Source organism: Nonomuraea sp. NPDC003201 (assembly GCF_053590415.1).
Genome location: NZ_JBSFTC010000013.1, coordinates 21452 through 38164 on the forward strand (window position 1 = coordinate 21452; position 16713 = coordinate 38164).

16 protein-coding genes are annotated in these 16713 nt (G+C 70.0%); 8 read left to right on the forward strand and 8 right to left on the reverse strand.

Translation table 11 applies throughout. From position 1 onward, the window contains the following. Positions 1-132: 132 nt before the first annotated feature. Positions 133-1083 (reverse strand): UDP-glucose 4-epimerase GalE, encoded by a 951-nt coding sequence (gene galE, locus ACWDX9_RS08185; protein ID WP_449950467.1) that lies wholly within the window; start codon positions 1081-1083, stop codon positions 133-135. A gap of 86 nt (positions 1084-1169) precedes the next feature. On the opposite strand from galE, the gene ACWDX9_RS08190 reads away from it, so the two are divergent. Further along, positions 1170-2483, forward strand: coding sequence for a hemolysin family protein (locus ACWDX9_RS08190; RefSeq protein ID WP_449950469.1), 1314 nt, complete (start codon positions 1170-1172; stop codon positions 2481-2483). A 14-nt stretch (positions 2484-2497) separates the two neighbouring features. Further along, positions 2498-3502: a tryptophan--tRNA ligase gene (gene trpS, locus ACWDX9_RS08195; protein ID WP_350731256.1), complete on the forward strand. Its 1005-nt coding sequence runs from the start codon at positions 2498-2500 to the stop codon at positions 3500-3502. Positions 3503-3803: 301 nt separating this feature from the next. Here the strand turns inward: trpS and ACWDX9_RS08200 are convergent, their stop codons facing one another. Both ACWDX9_RS08200 and ACWDX9_RS08205 read right to left on the reverse strand, forming a co-directional pair. Further along, positions 3804-5342, reverse strand: a complete 1539-nt coding sequence (locus tag ACWDX9_RS08200) for an alpha/beta hydrolase (RefSeq protein WP_449950471.1) — start codon at positions 5340-5342, stop codon at positions 3804-3806. A gap of 257 nt (positions 5343-5599) precedes the next feature. After that, positions 5600-6217, reverse strand: a complete 618-nt coding sequence (locus ACWDX9_RS08205) for a TetR/AcrR family transcriptional regulator (RefSeq protein WP_449950474.1) — start codon at positions 6215-6217, stop codon at positions 5600-5602. Positions 6218-6381: 164 nt separating this feature from the next. On the opposite strand from ACWDX9_RS08205, the gene ACWDX9_RS08210 reads away from it, so the two are divergent. From ACWDX9_RS08210 to ACWDX9_RS08220, 3 genes are all read left to right on the forward strand, one after another. Continuing rightward, complete coding sequence (locus tag ACWDX9_RS08210) at positions 6382-7053, forward strand: sulfotransferase family protein (RefSeq protein ID WP_449950476.1); 672 nt, start codon at positions 6382-6384, stop codon at positions 7051-7053. 202 nt (positions 7054-7255) lie between these two features. Beyond that, positions 7256-8755 (forward strand): MDR family MFS transporter, encoded by a 1500-nt coding sequence (locus ACWDX9_RS08215; RefSeq protein ID WP_449950478.1) that lies wholly within the window; start codon positions 7256-7258, stop codon positions 8753-8755. Positions 8756-8842: 87 nt separating this feature from the next. After that, positions 8843-9661 (forward strand): alpha/beta fold hydrolase, encoded by an 819-nt coding sequence (locus tag ACWDX9_RS08220; protein WP_449950481.1) that lies wholly within the window; start codon positions 8843-8845, stop codon positions 9659-9661. A 67-nt stretch (positions 9662-9728) separates the two neighbouring features. Here the strand turns inward: ACWDX9_RS08220 and ACWDX9_RS08225 are convergent, their stop codons facing one another. From ACWDX9_RS08225 to ACWDX9_RS08235, 3 genes are all read right to left on the reverse strand, one after another. Beyond that, positions 9729-9923: a hypothetical protein gene (locus ACWDX9_RS08225; RefSeq protein ID WP_449950484.1), complete on the reverse strand. Its 195-nt coding sequence runs from the start codon at positions 9921-9923 to the stop codon at positions 9729-9731. Positions 9924-10000: 77 nt separating this feature from the next. Then, a complete protein-coding gene (locus ACWDX9_RS08230; RefSeq protein WP_449950487.1) occupies positions 10001-11191 on the reverse strand; it encodes a helix-turn-helix domain-containing protein in 1191 nt (396 codons plus the stop codon). A 71-nt stretch (positions 11192-11262) separates the two neighbouring features. Next, entirely contained in the window at positions 11263-11736 is a 474-nt protein-coding gene (locus ACWDX9_RS08235) for a MarR family winged helix-turn-helix transcriptional regulator (RefSeq protein ID WP_449950490.1), read from the reverse strand. A 93-nt stretch (positions 11737-11829) separates the two neighbouring features. On the opposite strand from ACWDX9_RS08235, the gene ACWDX9_RS08240 reads away from it, so the two are divergent. After that, positions 11830-12696: a haloalkane dehalogenase gene (locus tag ACWDX9_RS08240; protein ID WP_449950493.1), complete on the forward strand. Its 867-nt coding sequence runs from the start codon at positions 11830-11832 to the stop codon at positions 12694-12696. Positions 12697-12703: 7 nt separating this feature from the next. Here ACWDX9_RS08240 and ACWDX9_RS08245 read toward each other — a convergent pair whose 3' ends face one another. After that, the gene (locus ACWDX9_RS08245) at positions 12704-13207 is read right to left on the reverse strand and encodes a MarR family winged helix-turn-helix transcriptional regulator (protein ID WP_449950496.1); all 504 of its coding nucleotides are present in this window, start codon (positions 13205-13207) and stop codon (positions 12704-12706) included. Between the two features lie 61 nt (positions 13208-13268). Here ACWDX9_RS08245 and ACWDX9_RS08250 point away from each other — a divergent pair, with 61 nt between their 5' ends. Beyond that, entirely contained in the window at positions 13269-14549 is a 1281-nt protein-coding gene (locus tag ACWDX9_RS08250) for an amidohydrolase family protein (protein WP_449950499.1), read from the forward strand. A gap of 42 nt (positions 14550-14591) precedes the next feature. Next, a complete protein-coding gene (locus ACWDX9_RS08255; RefSeq protein WP_449950502.1) occupies positions 14592-15554 on the forward strand; it encodes a YihY/virulence factor BrkB family protein in 963 nt (320 codons plus the stop codon). Here ACWDX9_RS08255 and ACWDX9_RS08260 read toward each other — a convergent pair. Further along, a complete protein-coding gene (locus tag ACWDX9_RS08260) occupies positions 15543-16658 on the reverse strand; it encodes a D-alanyl-D-alanine carboxypeptidase family protein (RefSeq protein ID WP_449950505.1) in 1116 nt (371 codons plus the stop codon). The two genes, ACWDX9_RS08255 and ACWDX9_RS08260, sit on opposite strands and share 12 nt — an antisense overlap. Between the last annotated feature and the right edge of the window lie 55 nt (positions 16659-16713).

Consider the following 16713-nt stretch of genomic DNA (forward strand, 5'->3'; position numbering starts at 1 on the left):
GGGGTGGCGAAGATCACGCCCGCGGCGGCCAGAAGACTACCCGTCACGATGAGGACACCGAAGAGCAGCTTCGTGACCCTTGGTGAAAAGTTCCTCACATTTCGGTATCACAGCACATTTTCCGGTGCGGCATCACGCATTTGCGGAAAGCGCGTCCCACGCGTCAGAAACGATGTCACGTAGCGCGGGTCGTTCGGCCTTCCAGCCGAGCTCGCGCTGGATCCTGGCGGACGAGGCGACCAGCACGGCGGGATCGCCTGGACGCCGGTCCGCGACCACGGCCGGGATCTCGTGCCCGGTGACCTCGCGGCAGACCGAGATCACCTCCTGGACGCTGAAGCCGGTGCCGCTGCCCAGGTTGTAGATCTTGTGCTGGCCCGGCGTGATGGCGTCCAGCGCCAGCAGGTGCGCCCGCGACAGGTCGGACACGTGGACGTAGTCGCGCACGCAGGTGCCGTCGGGCGTCGGGTAGTCGGTGCCGAAGACGCTCACCGACTCGCGCTCGCCGGTCGCGACCTTCAGGACGTTCGGGATGAGATGGGTCTCGATCGTGTGCCGCTCGCGGAAGCGGCCGTAGGCGCCGGCCACGTTGAAGTAGCGCAGGCTCACCGCGCCCAGCCCGCGAATCGCCGCGAACGCGCTCAGCGCGGTGTCGACGGCCAGCTTGGAGGCGCCGTAGGGGTTGGTCGGGCGCGTGGGGTCGTCCTCCTCGATGGGGGAGCGCTCGGGCTCCCCGTACGTGGCCGCGGTCGAGGAGAACACGATCCTGCCCACCCCCTTGTCCCGCATGGCGTCGAGCAGGGCCAGCGTGCCGCCGAGGTTGTGCGCCCAGTAGAGGCCCGGCTTCTCCACCGACTCGCCCACCAGCGACTTGGCCGCGAAGTGCAGCACCGCGTCCATGCCGTCGAGCACGTCATGTGCCTCGGTGATGCTTTTTTGGACAAATCGGGCACCTTCCGGCACCGCGTCCTGATGCCCGGTTGACAGGTCGTCGAGTACGGTCACCTCGTGCCCTGCCTCGATGAGCTGCGCCGCCACGACACTGCCGACGTATCCGGCACCCCCGGTGACCAATAGCCTCATGTGTACTCCTGTTCAAATATGTTGGATTTTGTACGGCTCGCCGCCCAGCATACGCGCGAAGGCCGCCGAGTACGCTGCCAACCACCATGTTTGACACCCTCGCGGCCAACATCGCCCTGGTTCTGGTGTTCATCCTGATCGGGGGGTTCTTCGCCGCCGCCGAAATAGCCATGGTCTCCCTCCGGGAAAGCCAGGTCCGCAAGCTCTCCCAGCGGGGCCGCCGCGGCGAGCGGGTGGCCAAACTCGCCCATGACCCCAACCGCTTCCTGTCCGCCGTCCAGATCGGCGTCACCGTCGCCACCATGTTGTCGGCCGCGTTCGGCGCCGACCGGCTGGCCGCGCAGCTCGTGCCCGTGCTGGAGCAGTGGCAGGTGCCCAAGGCCGTCGCCCCCGTGCTCGGCCTCGTGCTGGTGACGCTGGCGATCTCGTACGTGTCGCTCGTGCTCGGCGAGCTGGCCCCCAAGCGACTGGCGCTGCAGCGGGCCGAGGGGCTGTCGCTGTACGTGGCGCCGTTCCTCGACCGGATCGCGTCCCTGTCGCGGCCGATCATCTGGATGTTGTCGAAGTCCACCGACCTCGTGGTCCGGCTGCTCGGGGGCAATCCGGAGGCCGACCGCGAAGAGGTCACCACCGAGGAACTGCGTGACATGGTGGTCGGGCACACCGACCTCACCGCCGACGAGCGCAAGCTGATCGGCGAGGTGTTCGCGGCCGGGAAACGGCAGCTCAGGGAGGTGATGCTGCCGCGTACCGAGGTCGAGTTCATGGACGCCGAGACGCCGCTGGACGAGGCGGCCCGCCTCGCGGCGGGGCTGCCGCACTCGCGCTTCCCCGTCTATCGGGAGACGTACGACGAGGTCATCGGGTTCGTACACGTACGGGACCTGCTGGACCCCGAGCTCAACGGGCGGACCGAGCCGATCAGCGCGGTGGTGCCGATCCGCGCGGCCAAGTTCGTGCCCGCCTCGAAGCGGCTGCTCAGCACGTTGAACGAGATGCGCGACGAGGGCCAGCACCTGGCGATCGTGGTGGACGAGTACGGCGGCACGGCGGGCATCGTGACCCTGGAGGACCTGGTCGAGGAGCTGATCGGGGACATCAGGGACGAGTACGACGAGGAGCAGGACGTCGTGGTCCTGCCCGCCGGTGAGATCGAGATCGACGGCCTCACGAACCTCAACGACTTCGCCACCGAGACCGGCATCCGATTGCCGGACGGCCCATATGAGACGCTTGCCGGATTTGTCATGGCGATGCTGGGGCATGTGCCGGTCGTGGGGGAAAAGGTGGAAATATCGGGTTTTGAGATGACTGTCACAGAGCTGGACGGGCGCCGTATCGCCAGGGTGAGAGTGAAACGCGGCCCGGCGGTCGAGTCGCCGCCCGAGCAAGATTCCTGACACAATTGCGTGCTATGGCCAGACCTCGTGTACTCTCCGGCATCCAGCCCACAGCGGACTCCTTCCACCTGGGCAACTACCTGGGTGCCGTCCGTCAGTGGGTCGCTCTGCAGGAGACCCACGACGCCTTCTACTGCGTGGTCGATCTCCACGCGATCACCGTGCCGACCGAGCCCGCCGCGCTGCGCCGCCGCACTCGCGTCGCCGCCGCCCAGCTCTTCGCCGCGGGCCTCGACCCGGAGCAGTCCACGGTCTTCGTGCAGTCGCACGTACGTGAGCACACCGAGCTCGCCTGGATCCTGATCTGCCTCACCGGCATGGGCGAGGCGGGCCGGATGACCCAGTTCAAGGACAAGTCGGCCAAGTTCGGGGAGAGCGCGGCCAGCGTCGGCCTCTTCACCTACCCGATCCTGCAGGCCGCCGACATCCTGCTCTACCAGGCCAACCGGGTCCCGGTGGGCGCCGACCAGAAGCAGCACCTGGAGCTCACCCGCGACCTGGGCCAGCGCTTCAACCACCGCTTCGGCGACACGTTCACGCTGCCCGAGCCGTACATCCTCAAGGAGGTCGAGAAGATCACCGACCTCCAGGACCCCACGGCGAAGATGTCGAAGTCCTCCTCGAGCCCCGCCGGCATCCTCGACGTCCTGGAGCAGCCCGGCCCGCTGCGCAAGAAGGTCATGCGGGCGGTCACGGACACGGGCTCGGAGGTGCTGTTCGACGAGGAGAACAAGCCGGGCATCTCCAACCTGCTCCGCATCCAGTCGGCCCTGACCGGCACCCCCATCCCCGACCTTGTGGCCCGCTACGAGGGGCAGGGGTACGGCACGTTCAAGAAGGACGTGGCGGAGGCGGTGGCGGACACGTTCACGCCCATCAGGGAGCGTACGGAGAAGCTGCTGTCGGACGAGGCCGAGCTCGACCGCCTGCTCGCCATCGGCGCCGAGCGCGCCGCGGCGGTGGCCAAGCAGACCATGGCCGAGGTCCGCGACAAGGTCGGCTTCCTGCCCACGCTGTAGGTCGCGCGGCGCCACCCACCCGTTGCCCGGTCACCGGGTGGGCCTCCTGGAGCCCGCCCCGAGCGGTCCTCGCTGTCGCTCGGGCTGCCCTTCCTCGGGCGGCCTTCGGCCGCGCCATCGCCCAAGGCTGCCCTGTCGCTCAAGCGCGGTTCGTCGACCATGGGGGCACGAGCTTTCGTACCACCAGATCGCCGACCAATAGCGCTCAGCCGCGCCCGGCGGTTCCCCCTCTGCGTGACAGCCGACAGCGGGGTGGCTCGTACGCGCACGAGCCACCCCTCATCACGAGATCACCCGAAGATCATTTGAAGAGGCCCATCCAGCCCGGCGTGCCGGGTTGCGGAGTGACGGGCTCCCTGAGCGTCTGGACCTCGGCGGGCGGGACAGCCGGGCAACGGGTCCCCGGCGCCGGGAGGGTCCGCGAGATCAAGTAGGTGTCGACGGCCCCCGTGGTGCAGGCTCCACGCCCGTAGGCGATGTGGCCCCAGCCCTCGTACGTGAGCAGCCGGCCCGACCGGCCCAGCTGCTGGGTCGTGCTGAGCGCCCACGGATAGACGGTGGCCGGGTCGTGCAGGGAGTTGAGGACCAGCAGCGGCGTGTTCGTCCGCACCTTCAGACGGTGCTGCGGGTTGGGAATCGGGTCCGGCTGGCCGAGGCACGAGATGACCGGCCCGACCGCCAGCGGGCTGTAACGCATGTCGGGCGCGATCTTCGCCAGGCGGCGCAGGTGCTTGCTGAACTCCCGGTAGTCGCGTACGGGCAGCCGGAAGTCCAGGCAGAAGACCTGGAACGGGTTGGGGCTGACCTCCTGCGTCCGGTCGATCGCCAAGGGGAGCGCGCCCGGGCGCGGGGTCTCACCGGCCTCCAGATCGGCGAGCAGCTGGGAGAGCGGCTGCCAGTTGGCCGGATCGTAGAAGGCGCCCAGGGCCTCGCGGATCAGCATGAACGCGGTCACCTTGGTGTCCGGCTCTCCCGGGACGGGCAGTTCGCCGCGGTCGGCGCGCTCCAGCAACCCCTTCCAGATCGACCTGACGTCCTTGCCGTGCTGGACGCAGCGGCTGTCGCGGTCGCACCAGGCCACGAACTCGTTGAAGGCGTCCTGCGCGCCCCAGGTCTCCGTGTCCATGAAACCCCGCGTGTCCAGGCTGTGGTCCATCGTGCTGTCGAGCACGAAGGCGCGGACCCGCGACGGGTAACGCTCGGCGTACAACTGGCCGAGGAGGGTGCCGTAGGAGCCGCCCCAGAAGGTCAGCTTCTCCTCGCCGAGCGCGGCGCGGAAGGCGTCGAGGTCGGCCGCGGTGCTGAGCGAGTCGACGTGGTCGAAGAGCAGGCCGGTACGGGCCCGGCAGTCGGCACGCAGGCGGTCGTTGTAGGCCAGCATCCTGTCGAAGTCGGCCTGGCTCTTCAGGAGCGGATCCGGGGCCTGCATCATCACGTCCGTGGAGCAGACCACGGGGTGGCTGCGGTTGGTGCCCCGCGGGTCGAGGCCGACGATGTCGAAGCGGCGCAGGATCTCGGGACTGAACGTGTGCGGGCTGCCGAAGACCAGCCGTACGCCGGATCCTCCCGGGCCGCCCGCTCCCAGCACGAGCGCGCCGATCCTGGCGGCGGGATCGGTGGCCCTGCGGCGGGCCACACCCACCTCGAACGTGCCGCTCGACGGCTGGTTCCAGTCGATGGGCACGGTGAGCGTTCCGCATTCGACGGCCGGCTCCTCCGGACACGGCGTCCACGAGATCGTGTCCCGTGGCTGCGCGGCCTGCGTGGTGGCGGCCGAGACCGGCGTGAGTAAGGCGAGCGGCGAAATGAGTCCTACCAACAATGCGGTGAGTCTTCGCATGCTCTGATCTTCAACGGCCTCCGGACAACTGTGAATCGGGCGCAAGTATGGACCGGCGACTCCTTCGCGAGGACGACGGCACTGGGTCTTTGGTCCCATGTACCGGTTTTCCATGAATTCCGGAGGCTTCGATTCTCATCAAAGGTCGGGCACCTCGCCGCCACCCTTGACGGCGTCCAGTTAGGCGAGGCAGGCCGGCGTGCGGGTCGTCGGAGTGGCGCCAGAGGTCGAACAACTGGTCGCCACGTTCTGCGTGCTCACTCGGGGACGGGGAGCCGCGGCGCCGGGAACAGATCGCCGACCAGCAGCGTCGCCGCTTGCGTGGCGATGGCGAGGATGTCGTCGTCCGTGGCTTCGGTGCCCTGGGCGGCCAGCACGGCGTTGTGCACACTGAGCAGGGCCATCCGGACACGCAGCCGGTCGGTCAGTGGCGCGTCGGGGCCGAGGAGGAGCTGTGTGGCCCTGCCTATCCGTTCCAGCGGGCCGCCGTCCCGCAGTGGCATCACCTTGCGCAGGGTGGCATGGTTGGCGGCGGCGAACCGCATGACCCGCAGTCCCCGTCCGCCGCTCAGAGCGATCCAGCGGCCCAGGAATTCGGAGGACAGTTCCGGGGTGAGCGCCTGACCTGCGGCCCAGTCCAGGAGGTCGTCGAGGGCGCGCATGTTGTCCTGGAAGAGGCTGAGGATGATCGCCTCTTTGCTGTCGAAATGGTAGTAGAGCGCCGCCTTGGTGATGCCGATCTGTTCGGCGATCTCGCGCATCGAGGTGGCGTCGTAGCCGCGCTCGGTGAACAGTGACAGCGCGGCCTGCTGGATCTCGCCCCGCGTCTGGCTGCCCCTGCGCCGCGGGGCCGTCGCCTGTTCCGTCTTTGACATCGCTCTTCTTGCTCCCAGGCTCAGCTCTCCAGAGAGTCTACACCCACTTGCTTACCGGCCGGTCAGCAAGTAGCTTGCTAACCGGCCGGTAGGCAAGCACCTCCGGGCAGGGCTTGGGTGTTTGATGACCCGGCCCCGCCGGGATCGAGGAAGGAAGGGCTGGCATGAGTTTGCGAGTTGTGGGAGCGGGATTTCCGCGTACGGGGACGACGTCGCTGAAGGCGGCGTTGGAACGGCTGCTCGGGGCGCCCTGCTACCACATGCAGGACCTGTTCGGGCGGCCGGACGACGCCGCGGTCTGGCGCGACGCCTGTGCGGGTGTCATGCCTGACTGGCAGCGATTCCTCGCAGGATACGCCGCCGGGGTGGACTGGCCGATGTCGTGGTTCTGGCGGGAACTGTCCGCCGAGTTCCCGGACGCGCTGGTGCTGCTGTCCCGGCGGGAAAGTGCCGAGCGCTGGTACCAGAGCATGGACCGGACGGTGCTGGAAGGGGCGCGCCGCCTGACGCGCGGCGACTTCGCCGGCGCGCGGCCGCCGATGCGCGCCAGTGGCACCCCCGAGCAGGCCCGCGCCATGGAGGAGATGATCCGGGCCCTGTTCGGCGGCGCGTTCGGCGACCCCAACGACCGCGACAAGGTCATCGCGGCCTACGAGCGGCACCTCGCCGAGGTCCGCGCCACCGTGCCGGCGCACCGGCTGCTGGAATGGCAGCCGGCCGACGGCTGGCAGCCCTTGTGCGCCGCACTCGACCTCCCGGTTCCCGACGAGCCGTTCCCGCACGAGAACACCACGGCCGACATGCGGGCCCGGATGGGCGACCTCGGCGGGCAATGACCTCAGCGCCGCGTCAGATGCCGGCGAGGGGGGCAGCCGTGCGATTGCTTACCGGCCGGTTAGCAAGTAAGCTTGCCGACCGACCGGTAAGTTCTATTGCATCGATGGGAGCGCAATGATGGCAGGAGACAGCGCGACGAGTCCCCCGGTGGCGGGGCAGCAGGCCGGACTGGGGTTCAGCCATCGCCAGATCCTCGTGACCATGAGTGGCCTGGTCATCGCCATGATGCTGGCGATGCTGGACAACATGATCGTCGCCCCGGCGCTGCCGACCATCGTCGGTGATCTGGGCGGCCTGAACCACCTGGCGTGGGTGACCACCGGCTACGTCCTGGCCTCCACCGTGGCCACGCCGATCTGGGGCAAGCTCGGCGACCTGTACGGCCGGCGCATCGTCTTCGTCGCCGCCGTGGCGCTCTTCCTGCTCGGCTCGGTGTTGTGCGGGATGTCACAGGACATGGCGCAGCTGATCGGCTTCCGCGCGCTGCAGGGCCTGGGAGCGGGCGGCCTGATGGTCGGCGTGCTGTCGATCATCGGTGAGATGATCCCGCCGCGGGACCGCAGCAAGTACCAGGGCGTGATGATGGCCGCCATGCCGGTGGCGATGATCGGTGGCCCGCTCATCGGCGGCTTCATCACCGACAACCTGAGCTGGCGCTGGGCCTTCTACGTCAACCTGCCGCTCGGCGCCGTCACCCTGGTCCTGTGCTGGATCACCCTGGCCAAGCTGCCCAAGGGCACCGGCAAGGCCGTGATCGACTGGTGGGGCACCGCGCTGCTGACAGTGTGGATCACCGCACTGGTGCTCATCACCAGCTGGGGCGGCACCCAGTATGACTGGGGCTCGCCGCAGATCCTTGGCCTGGCGGCGCTGGCGCTGGCCGGGTTCGTCGCCTTCGTGATCGTCCAGCGGCGGGCAGCCGAGCCGATCATGCCGCTGCGAGTCTTCAGGAGCCGCAACTTCTCCCTCGCCGGCGCCGTCGCCTTCATCTCGGGTTTCGCCATGTTCGGCGCCACGGGCTTCCTGCCGCAGTTCCAGCAGTTCGTCCAGGGCTCCTCGGCCACCAACAGCGGCCTGCTGCTCATGCCCATGATGATCGCCGCGATGATCGTCAGCCTGGCCGGTGGCTCACTGATCAGCAAGACCGGGCACTACAAATCGCTGCCCATCATCGGCTCCATCCTCGTCACCGTCGGCCTGGCACTGTTCGCCACCGTGGACCTCGACACCACCACCACGATGACGGCCCTCTACATGGTGGTCCTGGGCGCCGGCATGGGCGCGCTGATGCAGACCAGCACCCTCATCGCCCAGAACAGCCTCGACCTGCGCGACATGGGCGCAGGCACCGGGGTGTCGACCTTCCTGCGCAACATGGGCAGCTCGCTCGGTGTCTCCCTGCTCGGCGCCGTCTACACCAGCCAACTGGCCGACTCCCTGGCAGCCGCCGGGCCGGCCGGGCAGGGCGTGGCCGCCTCCGCCGTCTCGATGACCCCGCAAGCGCTGCGTGCCCTGCCCGAAGCAGCCCGGCACCTGTTCCAGCAAGCCGTCACCGACGGCATCACCGCCCTGTTCACCTGGGGCGCGGCGGTGACCGCCGTCGGCGTCATCCTGGCCCTGTTCATCCGCCAGGTCCCACTGCGCAGCGCCGCCGCACCAGCTGCCAGCCCCGACGCCGAGCCGGTCGCGGCCGGTAGGTGAGGCCATCCGCCGCCACCGGCCGACGCCGGGTAGTCGTGCGGCCTTAGCGGTGCTAAATTTGCCTTAGCGACGCTAAGGGGGTGGCTGATGATCAAGGTGATGACGGCCGACGGGACCGAGGCGCGGGCCGTCGACGAGGGGCAGGGGCCGATCGTTCTCGTTCTGCATCCCGGCCTCGACGACGGCTCGTCCTGGCGGGAGGTGGCCGCGCGGCTTGCCGCGCGCCATCGGGTCGTGCGGCTGCACCGGCGGCGGTACCGGCTCGATCTCGACGGCGCCTCCTGCACGGTCGCGCAGGAGGTCGAGCACGTCCTGGCCGTGGTGGCGGCGCTGGGCGGCGGGCCGATGGTGCTCGTCGGGCATTCCTCGGGTGCCGTGATCGCGCTGGAGGCCCTGGTGGCCGACCCGTCGGCGTTCGCGGGGGCGGTCCTGTACGAGCCGCCCACCGTGATCGGGGCGCCGCTCGGCGGGCCGCACGGTGAGGTGCACGCGCGGGCTCGGGCGGCGATCGCGGCCGGTCGGCCGGGGAAGGCGTTGAGGGTTTTCCTGCGGCGCACCGTGCGGGTTCCCGCGTGGGTGGCGTTACTGGCCGGGGTGTTCGTGACGGTGGTGCCGAGGATGCGGGCGCTCGTTCCGTCGCAGATCGAGGACAACGTGGGCATGGACTCGCTCGGCGTGCGGCTCGACGCCTACTCGGGGATCGAGGTGCCCACCGTGCTGCTCGGCGGTGATCGCAGTCCTGCGCATCTCGGGGAGCGGCTCGACGCGCTGGAGCGGGTGATGCCGCGGGTGGAGCGGGTGGTGATGCGCGGGCAGGGGCACTCCGCCCACGTCAAGGCTCCCGGTGAGGTCGCCGCCGTCATCGACGCCTTCGCCGCCAAGGTGCTCGACCAGGCCGGCCACTGAGGCTCAGGAGTCGCCGAAGGTCCCGGCGGGTGCGAGCCTGGCGGTTGAAGGGGCCGCGATGGCTCTGTCAGCCCCGGTGGGTGCCGCGGTGGAGCCGGAGGAGGGCGCGCAGGGCCGCCAGGCTGGGGCGGGTGAGGCGGGTGTCCCCGTGGGTGGCGGTCCAGCCGGAACGATCCCGCTGGAACGACCACCCGGGGAACTCCCGTGTTGCCTCCTGAAGCAGTCGTTCCATGACGAACTCGGCACTCGGCGCTGTGGTCATGAACACAGCGTGTCACTCACACCCCGCTCCGTGACGAACTCCGGCCGCAGAACTCCCCGTTCATCCGGCCCGAACTCTCAGTTCGCGATGCCGTGGCGCTCGGCCAGGTAGCGGACCTCCGGCGCCCACGACGGCCGCGCGCGCCGCGCCAGGGACCGCACCATCTCCCTCAGCAGCAGCTTGTGATCCAGCTCCTCCGGGCATTCGCGCTCGATCCGCAGGAGGTGGAGCAGGCTGGCGGCGTCGTCGCCCACGTCCTCGCAGGCGCGGGCGATCTGGCTGAGGTGGGTGGCGCGCCGCTCGATGGACGGCGTGTGCCGCAGGTCGATGTCGTCGGCGATCTGCAGCACCGCCTCCGGCCGCCCCAGGTCGTTCTCGATGCTGGCCATGTGGATGGCGACGTTGGTCGGCCCGAAGAAGGCCAGGTCGTAGACGTCGGCCCCGTCCTCGACGCGCTGCGCGAGCCGCGCCGCGGGCCCGCGGACGATCTCCCTGGCCTCGTCGTCGTCGCCCCCGCGCGCCGCGCCGATCGCGGTCAGCAGGTGCAGCGCGCCGAGCGCCTTGACGTGGCGGTCGTCGCCGTCGGCGACGTGGGGTTCCAGCATCTCGATGCCGCGCCGGCCGATGTCGTACGCGATCTGGTGCATGTCGTCCGACAACATCGACTGCCCCAGGCTCCAGTACGCCCACGCCCGGATCAGCGGATCTCCCGACTCCTCCGCGAACCGCATGGCCCGGTCCGCCACCAGATGCGCGAGATCGACCCGCCGCAGGTGCTTGAGCACGCCCCTGGCCAGCATGTACGCGTCGGACGCGACGCGATGGGCCTGCGGCGTGTCCTCGAGCGCGAGGTTCTCGGCGTCGGAGATCAGGGACGGCAGGGACGCCATCAGGATCGAGTAGCGGTGCGCCGAGGTGAACCAGGCGCTGCGGGCCGCCGCCACCCGTTCGGAGAGCTGTTCGGCGTCGGGCGGCTCGATGTCGGGCTCCAGCGAGCGCCACGTGAACAACGCCCGCTCGATGTCGCTGATCTGCGGCCGGCTGGGCTCGTGCGAGTCACGCGGGGTCTCCCCCAAGAGCACGGCGGAGCGTACGCCCAGCACCTTGGCGATCTCCCGCAGCAGGGGGAGCGAGGGGGTTCGTTTGCCGTGCTCGATCAGCTCGATGTGCCTGGGGGTGCAGCCGGACTGGGTCGCCAGCGCGGTGGTGCTCATGCCCCTTCGTTCGCGCTGGAGCCTGATCATCTGCCCGGTGGCTATTTCGGACATGGACGTGCGGCCTCCTGGGTGGGTCCCGACATCCCACAGGCTAGGGCTCCAGGAGATCGCCTGTCCTGGATTCAGCCCTGCTCAGGGGAGCTGCCGGAGCGCGCGTGATGCTCCAGGAGGCGGGTCAGCAGACCTGACAACTGCTCGCGTTCCGGTTGGCTCAAAGGGGCGAACAGCTCGTCCTGAAGGCTCGCGATGAGCGTGTGCAGCCGTCGTACCTGCTGGATCCCCTCGGGGGTGAGGGTGATGACGTTGCGGCGGCGGTCGGCGGGGTCGGGGGCGCGCTCGACGAAGCCGCGCTCCGCGAGCTCGTTGATGACGGCGACCATGTCGCTGCGGTAGATGCCGGTGCGCCTGCTCAGCTCGGCCTGGCTCACCGGGCCCGCCTCGCGGAGCGCGACGAGCGCCGCGTAGTGCCACTTGCGGGCGTCGACGGCGGCCAGGCCCTCGTTGACCAGCCGGTCGGCGTACATCGCGATCAGCGACAGCGTCCGGCTGGGCAGGAGCCGCAGCGCTGCGGGGGTGGCCCTGAGGTCGTCCGTCATGCTCCCGATGATAGTCCCTTGCGTTAGTGGCACTAACGATGTACGTTCGTTAGTGCCATAAACGTTAGTCGCACTTACGAAATGAGAACCGTCATGCCGACGATCGACGTGCTCGACTCGACCATGTACTTCGAGGACTCCGGCGGCTCCGGCCTGCCCTTCGTGTTCCTGCACGGGAACCCGGCCTCGTCCCATGCGTGGCGGAAGGTGCTGCGGGGGCTGGACGGCCGCCTGCTCGCCCCCGACCTCATCGGCATGGGGCGCTCGGGGAAGCCGGACATTCCCTACCGGTTCGGCGACCACGCCCGCTACCTCGACGCGTGGTTCGACGCGCTCGGGCTGGAGGAGGTGGTGCTCGTCGGGCACGACTGGGGTGGCGCGCTCGCGTTCGACTGGGCCGCCCGTCACCCGGAGCGGGTCCGGGGGGTGGCGTTCATGGAGAGCATCGTCCGCACGATGAGCTGGAGCGACCTGGGCGAGGCCCCGCGTGCCCGCGCCGAGATGCTGCGGAGCGCCCAGGGGGAGGCGCTGGCGCTCGACCAGAACTTCCTCGTGGAGACGGCGTTCTCGGGCGGCGTGCTGACGAGCCTGAGCGAGGAGGAGAAGGAGCCGTACCGGGCGCCGTACCCCACCAGGGAGAGCAGGCGGCCGCTGCTGGAGTGGGCGCGGTCCCTGCCGCTGGACGGCGAGCCCGCCGACGTGGCCGAGCGGGTCGAGGGTTACGGGAAGTGGCTCGGGGCCAGCTCTGACGTGCCCAAGCTGCTGCTGACCTTCGACCCCTCCCCGACGCTGCTGATCGGGCCCGAGGCGGCCGCCTGGTGCGCCGCGAACATGGCCGCCTTGGAGGTCGAGCACTGCGGCCCGGCCGGCCACCACGCCTCCGAGGACCAGCCGGAGGCCATCGCCGCCGCGATCGCCGGCTGGGCGGCCCGCCACGGGTGGCGCGCGAGCACGTCCTGAGAAGGGGTCAGCGGAAGCGGCGGCGGCCGAGGCGGGAGAGGACCTCGCGCAGCGCGTCGGCCGCCTCGCGCACGACCTCGTCCGGGATCCCGCCCGCCACCTCCTCGGTCGCCCGCCCGGAGGCCACCAGCGCGGCCTCCGCCACGCGCCGCCCCTCATCGGTGAGCTGCACCCAGCGGCTGCGCGCGTCGCCCGCGTCGGCCTCGCGCTCGACGTATCCCGCCGCCGCCAGCCGCTGCAGCACGTTGCTGATCCCGCCCGACGTCAGGAACAGCGCCTTCGACAGCTCGCTCGGCTTCATCCGGTACGCCGGCGCACGGCTGAGCGCGGCCAGCACGTCGAACTCGGCATACGTCAGCCCCAGCTCGGCCAGCTCGGCCTTGACCACCTGATCGAACAGCAGATGGAGCCGCGCCGTCCGCTTGCTGAGCTCCAGGGCGGCGATGAGCGACGGCGACAGGCCCGCGTCCTTCCAGCGGGGGACCAGCGCGTCGACCTCATCGTGTGTCACGCCATCGAGGATACCTGTCACAATATTGCTTTCTTAAAAGCTTCTCGCTAAGCTTTTCGCCATGACATCTACGATCTTGATCAGGAACGGCGTCGTCGTGGACACCGAGCCCGAGCCCGTCGTGCTGGGTCGGGTGGACGTGCGGATCGAGGACGGCCTCATCGCCGAGGTGGGCCCCGGCCTGCCGGACGTCCCGGGTGCGGAGGTGATCGACGCGACCGGGCGGATCGTGCTCCCCGGCTTCGTCGACACCCACCGCCACACCTGGCAGGCGGGCATCAGGGCCGTCGCGACCGACATCACGTTCGACACCTACCTGCGGCGGGTCCTCGCCGAGCTCGCACCCCGCCACCGCCCCCAGGACGTGTACGCGGGCAACCTCGCGGGCGCGCTGGAGTGCCTGGACGCGGGCATCACCACACTGCTCGACTGGTCGCACGTCCAGTTCAGCCCGGAGCACACCGAAGCGGCCGTGCGGGGGCTGGGCGAGTCGGGCATCCGGGCTGCGTTCGGCTACTGCTACGGCGGCGATTCCGACGAGCTGACCAAGGAGACCCGGCGGGTCCACGACTCGCTCTTCTGCTCGTCCGGGCTGGTCACGATGGTGGTCGCGGCGCTCGGCCCGGAGATCGTGGGGGAGGAGCGCTCGCTGGAGGAGTGGCGCGTGGCGGCCGAGCTCGGTCTACCCGTCACCGCGCACCTGGGCGGCCACGGCCCGGAGAGCGCCGAGCGCGGGCTCGCGTTCCTGGAGGCGAACGGCCTCCTGGCCACCCCCACGACCTTCGTGCACGCGCTGCACTACACCGACGAGGCGCTCCGGCGCATCGCGGCCGCCGGCGGCACCGCCTCGCTCGCCCCCGTGGACGAGATGAACCTGGGCCTCGGCTACCCCGCCACCGGCCGGCTGAGGGCGGCGGGGATCCCGACCGGCCTCGGCGCGGACACCGTGGTCTGCGCGCCGGGGGACCTGTTCAGCCTGATGCGGGCGGTCCACCTGCTCGAACGCGGCCGCCCCGACGGCGCCGGGATGGGCTTCACCACCCGCGACGCGCTGCGCATGGCCACCATCGAGGGCGCCCAGGTGCTGGGCCTCGCCGACGTCATCGGCTCGCTGCGGCCGGGCAAGCAGGCCGACCTCGTGCTGCTGCGTACGGACACGTTCGGCATGGCAGCGGCGCACGACCCGATCGGCGCCGTCGTGCTCAACGCCGACACCAGCGCCGTGGACACCGTGCTGGTCGGGGGCCGGGTGGTCAAGCGTGACGGGAGGCTGCTCCACCACGACGTGGCGGCGGTCCTCTCCACTCTGATCGAATCGGCGGATATGGTGGCGAACCCCTGATCGTCGCCCCGGCGCCGGGGTAGTGGGTCCCCAGGAGGCGTCATGGCGAGCGTGATGAAGCGGATCGAGGCGGTCAAGGCCCGGGGCCGCCGCAAGGTGACACGCTGGCGGGAACGGCGTCCGGCGTTGGACCACGCGATCAGGGCGGTGCGGCGTTACCAGCACCAGTCCGGCGACACGCTGGCGGGCGCCGTCACCTACTACGCGTTCCTGTCGTTCTTCCCGCTCGTGGCGCTCTCGTACGCGGTGCTCGGGTTCGCGGTGGCGACCAGCGAGGCCACCAGGGACGCGCTGGAGAAGGCGATCGTCGAGCGGCTGCCCGGCATCGCCACCCAGCTCAACCTCGACGCCATCGCCACGGCCAGGCAGACGGCCGGGGCCATCGGTCTGCTCGGTCTGCTCTACGCCGGGCTCGGCGCGCTGGACGCGCTGCGCGGGGCCCTGCGCGAGATGTCGATGACCACCGCGCCGCCGCTCGGCTTCCTCGTCGGCAAGCTGCGCGACCTGGCCTCGATCCTCCTGATCGGGATCACGATGATCGCGTCCGTCCTGGTCGCCGGGTTCGCCACCACGGCCACGGACAGGGCCATGCAGTTCGTCTTCGGGAGCGACTCGGAGCTGGCCACCTGGGGGCTGCGGCTCGCGGGCGTGGTGGCGAGCGTGGGGGCCGACTGGCTGCTGTTCCTGATCCTGCTCGGGTGGGTGGACCGGCCTACCCGGCCGTTCCGGCTGATCGCCAGGGGGGCGCTGCTGGGCGCGATCGGGTTCGGGGTGCTCAAGCAGGCGGCGACGCTGCTGCTCGGACAGACGCTGAGCAACCCGATCTACGGGACGTTCGCCGTCATCGTCGGGTTGCTCGTCTGGATCAACTTCTCGGCCAGGCTCGTGCTCTACGTCGCCGCCTGGACGGCCACCGCCGGCCGCTGCCCGCCGCCTTCTCCGACCCCGGTCCCGTCCTGGAACCCGGACGGCTGGGCCGTGCGCGAGGGCACGTCAGGAGCCTGAGCGGCCGCGCCGGCGGCGGATGCCGAACCCGAGCCAGACCAGCCCGAACAGCAGCCCTCCGCCGATCACCACAGACCCGATCGTCTTCGTGGAGTCGGTCTGCTTGGAGGCGGCCGTGTCCAGCAGCGGCGGCTGGGCCGCGGGCGTGACCTTGGAGGCCGGTGGAGCGGAGGAGCGCGGGGCGGCCTGGACCGCCGGGAGCGGGTCGACGAGCCGGCCGACCGGCTGGACCTTGCCCCTGACCGAGAAGCCCCAGTCGAGCAGGTTGGCCACCTCCTCCCAGAAATACCCCTCATGCCGCATGATGCTCACGACGATCGTGTGCCCGTCACGGGTGGCCGCGCCGACGAAGCTGCCCAGGGCCTTCGAGGTCCAGCCGTTCTTGATGCCGATCATGCCCTTGTAGCGCCAGAGCAGCTTGTTGTGGTTGCTGATCTCGTAGTAGCCCTTGGGCGCGGGGAACTTGGACGTCTTCGTACTGATATATCCGCGGAAAGCGGTATTGGCGAGGCCTGCGCGGGCGATCAGCGCCAGATCGTACGCCGAGCTGCTCTGCCCCGGCTTGTCCAGCCCGCTGGGCGTCTTGGCCACGGTGTCGTACGCCTGCAGCCGCTTGGCCGTGGCGTTCATGTCGCTCATGGTCTTGGCGACGCCGCCGTTCGTCTCGGCCAGGGCCATGGCCGCGTCGTTCCCCGACGACATCATCAGCGCCCTGAACAGGTCGTCGATCTTGTACGTCGCCTTGACCGACAGGCCGACCGCCGTGCCCTCCTGGTTGCAGGCGTTCTCGCTGGGCCGGATCCTGCGGTCCTTGTCGAGCCTGGGAATGAGCGTGAGCGCGGTCAGCGTCTTGAGCGTGCTGGCCGGCAGGTAGCGCCCATGAGGGTCCTTGGCCGCGAGCACCTCACCCGTGTCCGCGTCCGCGACGACGTACGACGTAGCCTGGGTTTTGGGCGGTTCCTTGACGCCCTCGGGCGTCACCAGGCCGCGGCTGCCCAGCGCCTCACCCCCGACCGGTGTCGTCGGAGCGGCGGCATACGCGGTCCCGCCGGTGAGCGAGACCGAGGCGATGAGTGCCGTGACCGGCACGAGTTTCGTCCACATGGCGGTCTCAGCGTAGCTTCGAGTGAATGCCCATGTGGCGACACATCCCCCGTTG

What these genes read in the sequence shown, in the direction of transcription:
- galE (WP_449950467.1), bottom strand. Translation starts at nt 1,083, where the DNA reads ATGAGGCTATTGGTCACCGGGGGTGCCGGATACGTCGGCAGTGTCGTG.
- ACWDX9_RS08190 (WP_449950469.1), top strand. Translation starts at nt 1,170, where the DNA reads ATGTTTGACACCCTCGCGGCCAACATCGCCCTGGTTCTGGTGTTCATC.
- trpS (WP_350731256.1), top strand. Translation starts at nt 2,498, where the DNA reads ATGGCCAGACCTCGTGTACTCTCCGGCATCCAGCCCACAGCGGACTCC.
- ACWDX9_RS08200 (WP_449950471.1), bottom strand. Translation starts at nt 5,342, where the DNA reads ATGCGAAGACTCACCGCATTGTTGGTAGGACTCATTTCGCCGCTCGCC.
- ACWDX9_RS08205 (WP_449950474.1), bottom strand. Translation starts at nt 6,217, where the DNA reads ATGTCAAAGACGGAACAGGCGACGGCCCCGCGGCGCAGGGGCAGCCAG.
- ACWDX9_RS08210 (WP_449950476.1), top strand. Translation starts at nt 6,382, where the DNA reads ATGAGTTTGCGAGTTGTGGGAGCGGGATTTCCGCGTACGGGGACGACG.
- ACWDX9_RS08215 (WP_449950478.1), top strand. Translation starts at nt 7,256, where the DNA reads ATGAGTGGCCTGGTCATCGCCATGATGCTGGCGATGCTGGACAACATG.
- ACWDX9_RS08220 (WP_449950481.1), top strand. Translation starts at nt 8,843, where the DNA reads ATGATCAAGGTGATGACGGCCGACGGGACCGAGGCGCGGGCCGTCGAC.
- ACWDX9_RS08225 (WP_449950484.1), bottom strand. Translation starts at nt 9,923, where the DNA reads ATGACCACAGCGCCGAGTGCCGAGTTCGTCATGGAACGACTGCTTCAG.
- ACWDX9_RS08230 (WP_449950487.1), bottom strand. Translation starts at nt 11,191, where the DNA reads ATGTCCGAAATAGCCACCGGGCAGATGATCAGGCTCCAGCGCGAACGA.
- ACWDX9_RS08235 (WP_449950490.1), bottom strand. Translation starts at nt 11,736, where the DNA reads ATGACGGACGACCTCAGGGCCACCCCCGCAGCGCTGCGGCTCCTGCCC.
- ACWDX9_RS08240 (WP_449950493.1), top strand. Translation starts at nt 11,830, where the DNA reads ATGCCGACGATCGACGTGCTCGACTCGACCATGTACTTCGAGGACTCC.
- ACWDX9_RS08250 (WP_449950499.1), top strand. Translation starts at nt 13,269, where the DNA reads ATGACATCTACGATCTTGATCAGGAACGGCGTCGTCGTGGACACCGAG.
- ACWDX9_RS08255 (WP_449950502.1), top strand. Translation starts at nt 14,592, where the DNA reads ATGGCGAGCGTGATGAAGCGGATCGAGGCGGTCAAGGCCCGGGGCCGC.
- ACWDX9_RS08260 (WP_449950505.1), bottom strand. Translation starts at nt 16,658, where the DNA reads ATGTGGACGAAACTCGTGCCGGTCACGGCACTCATCGCCTCGGTCTCG.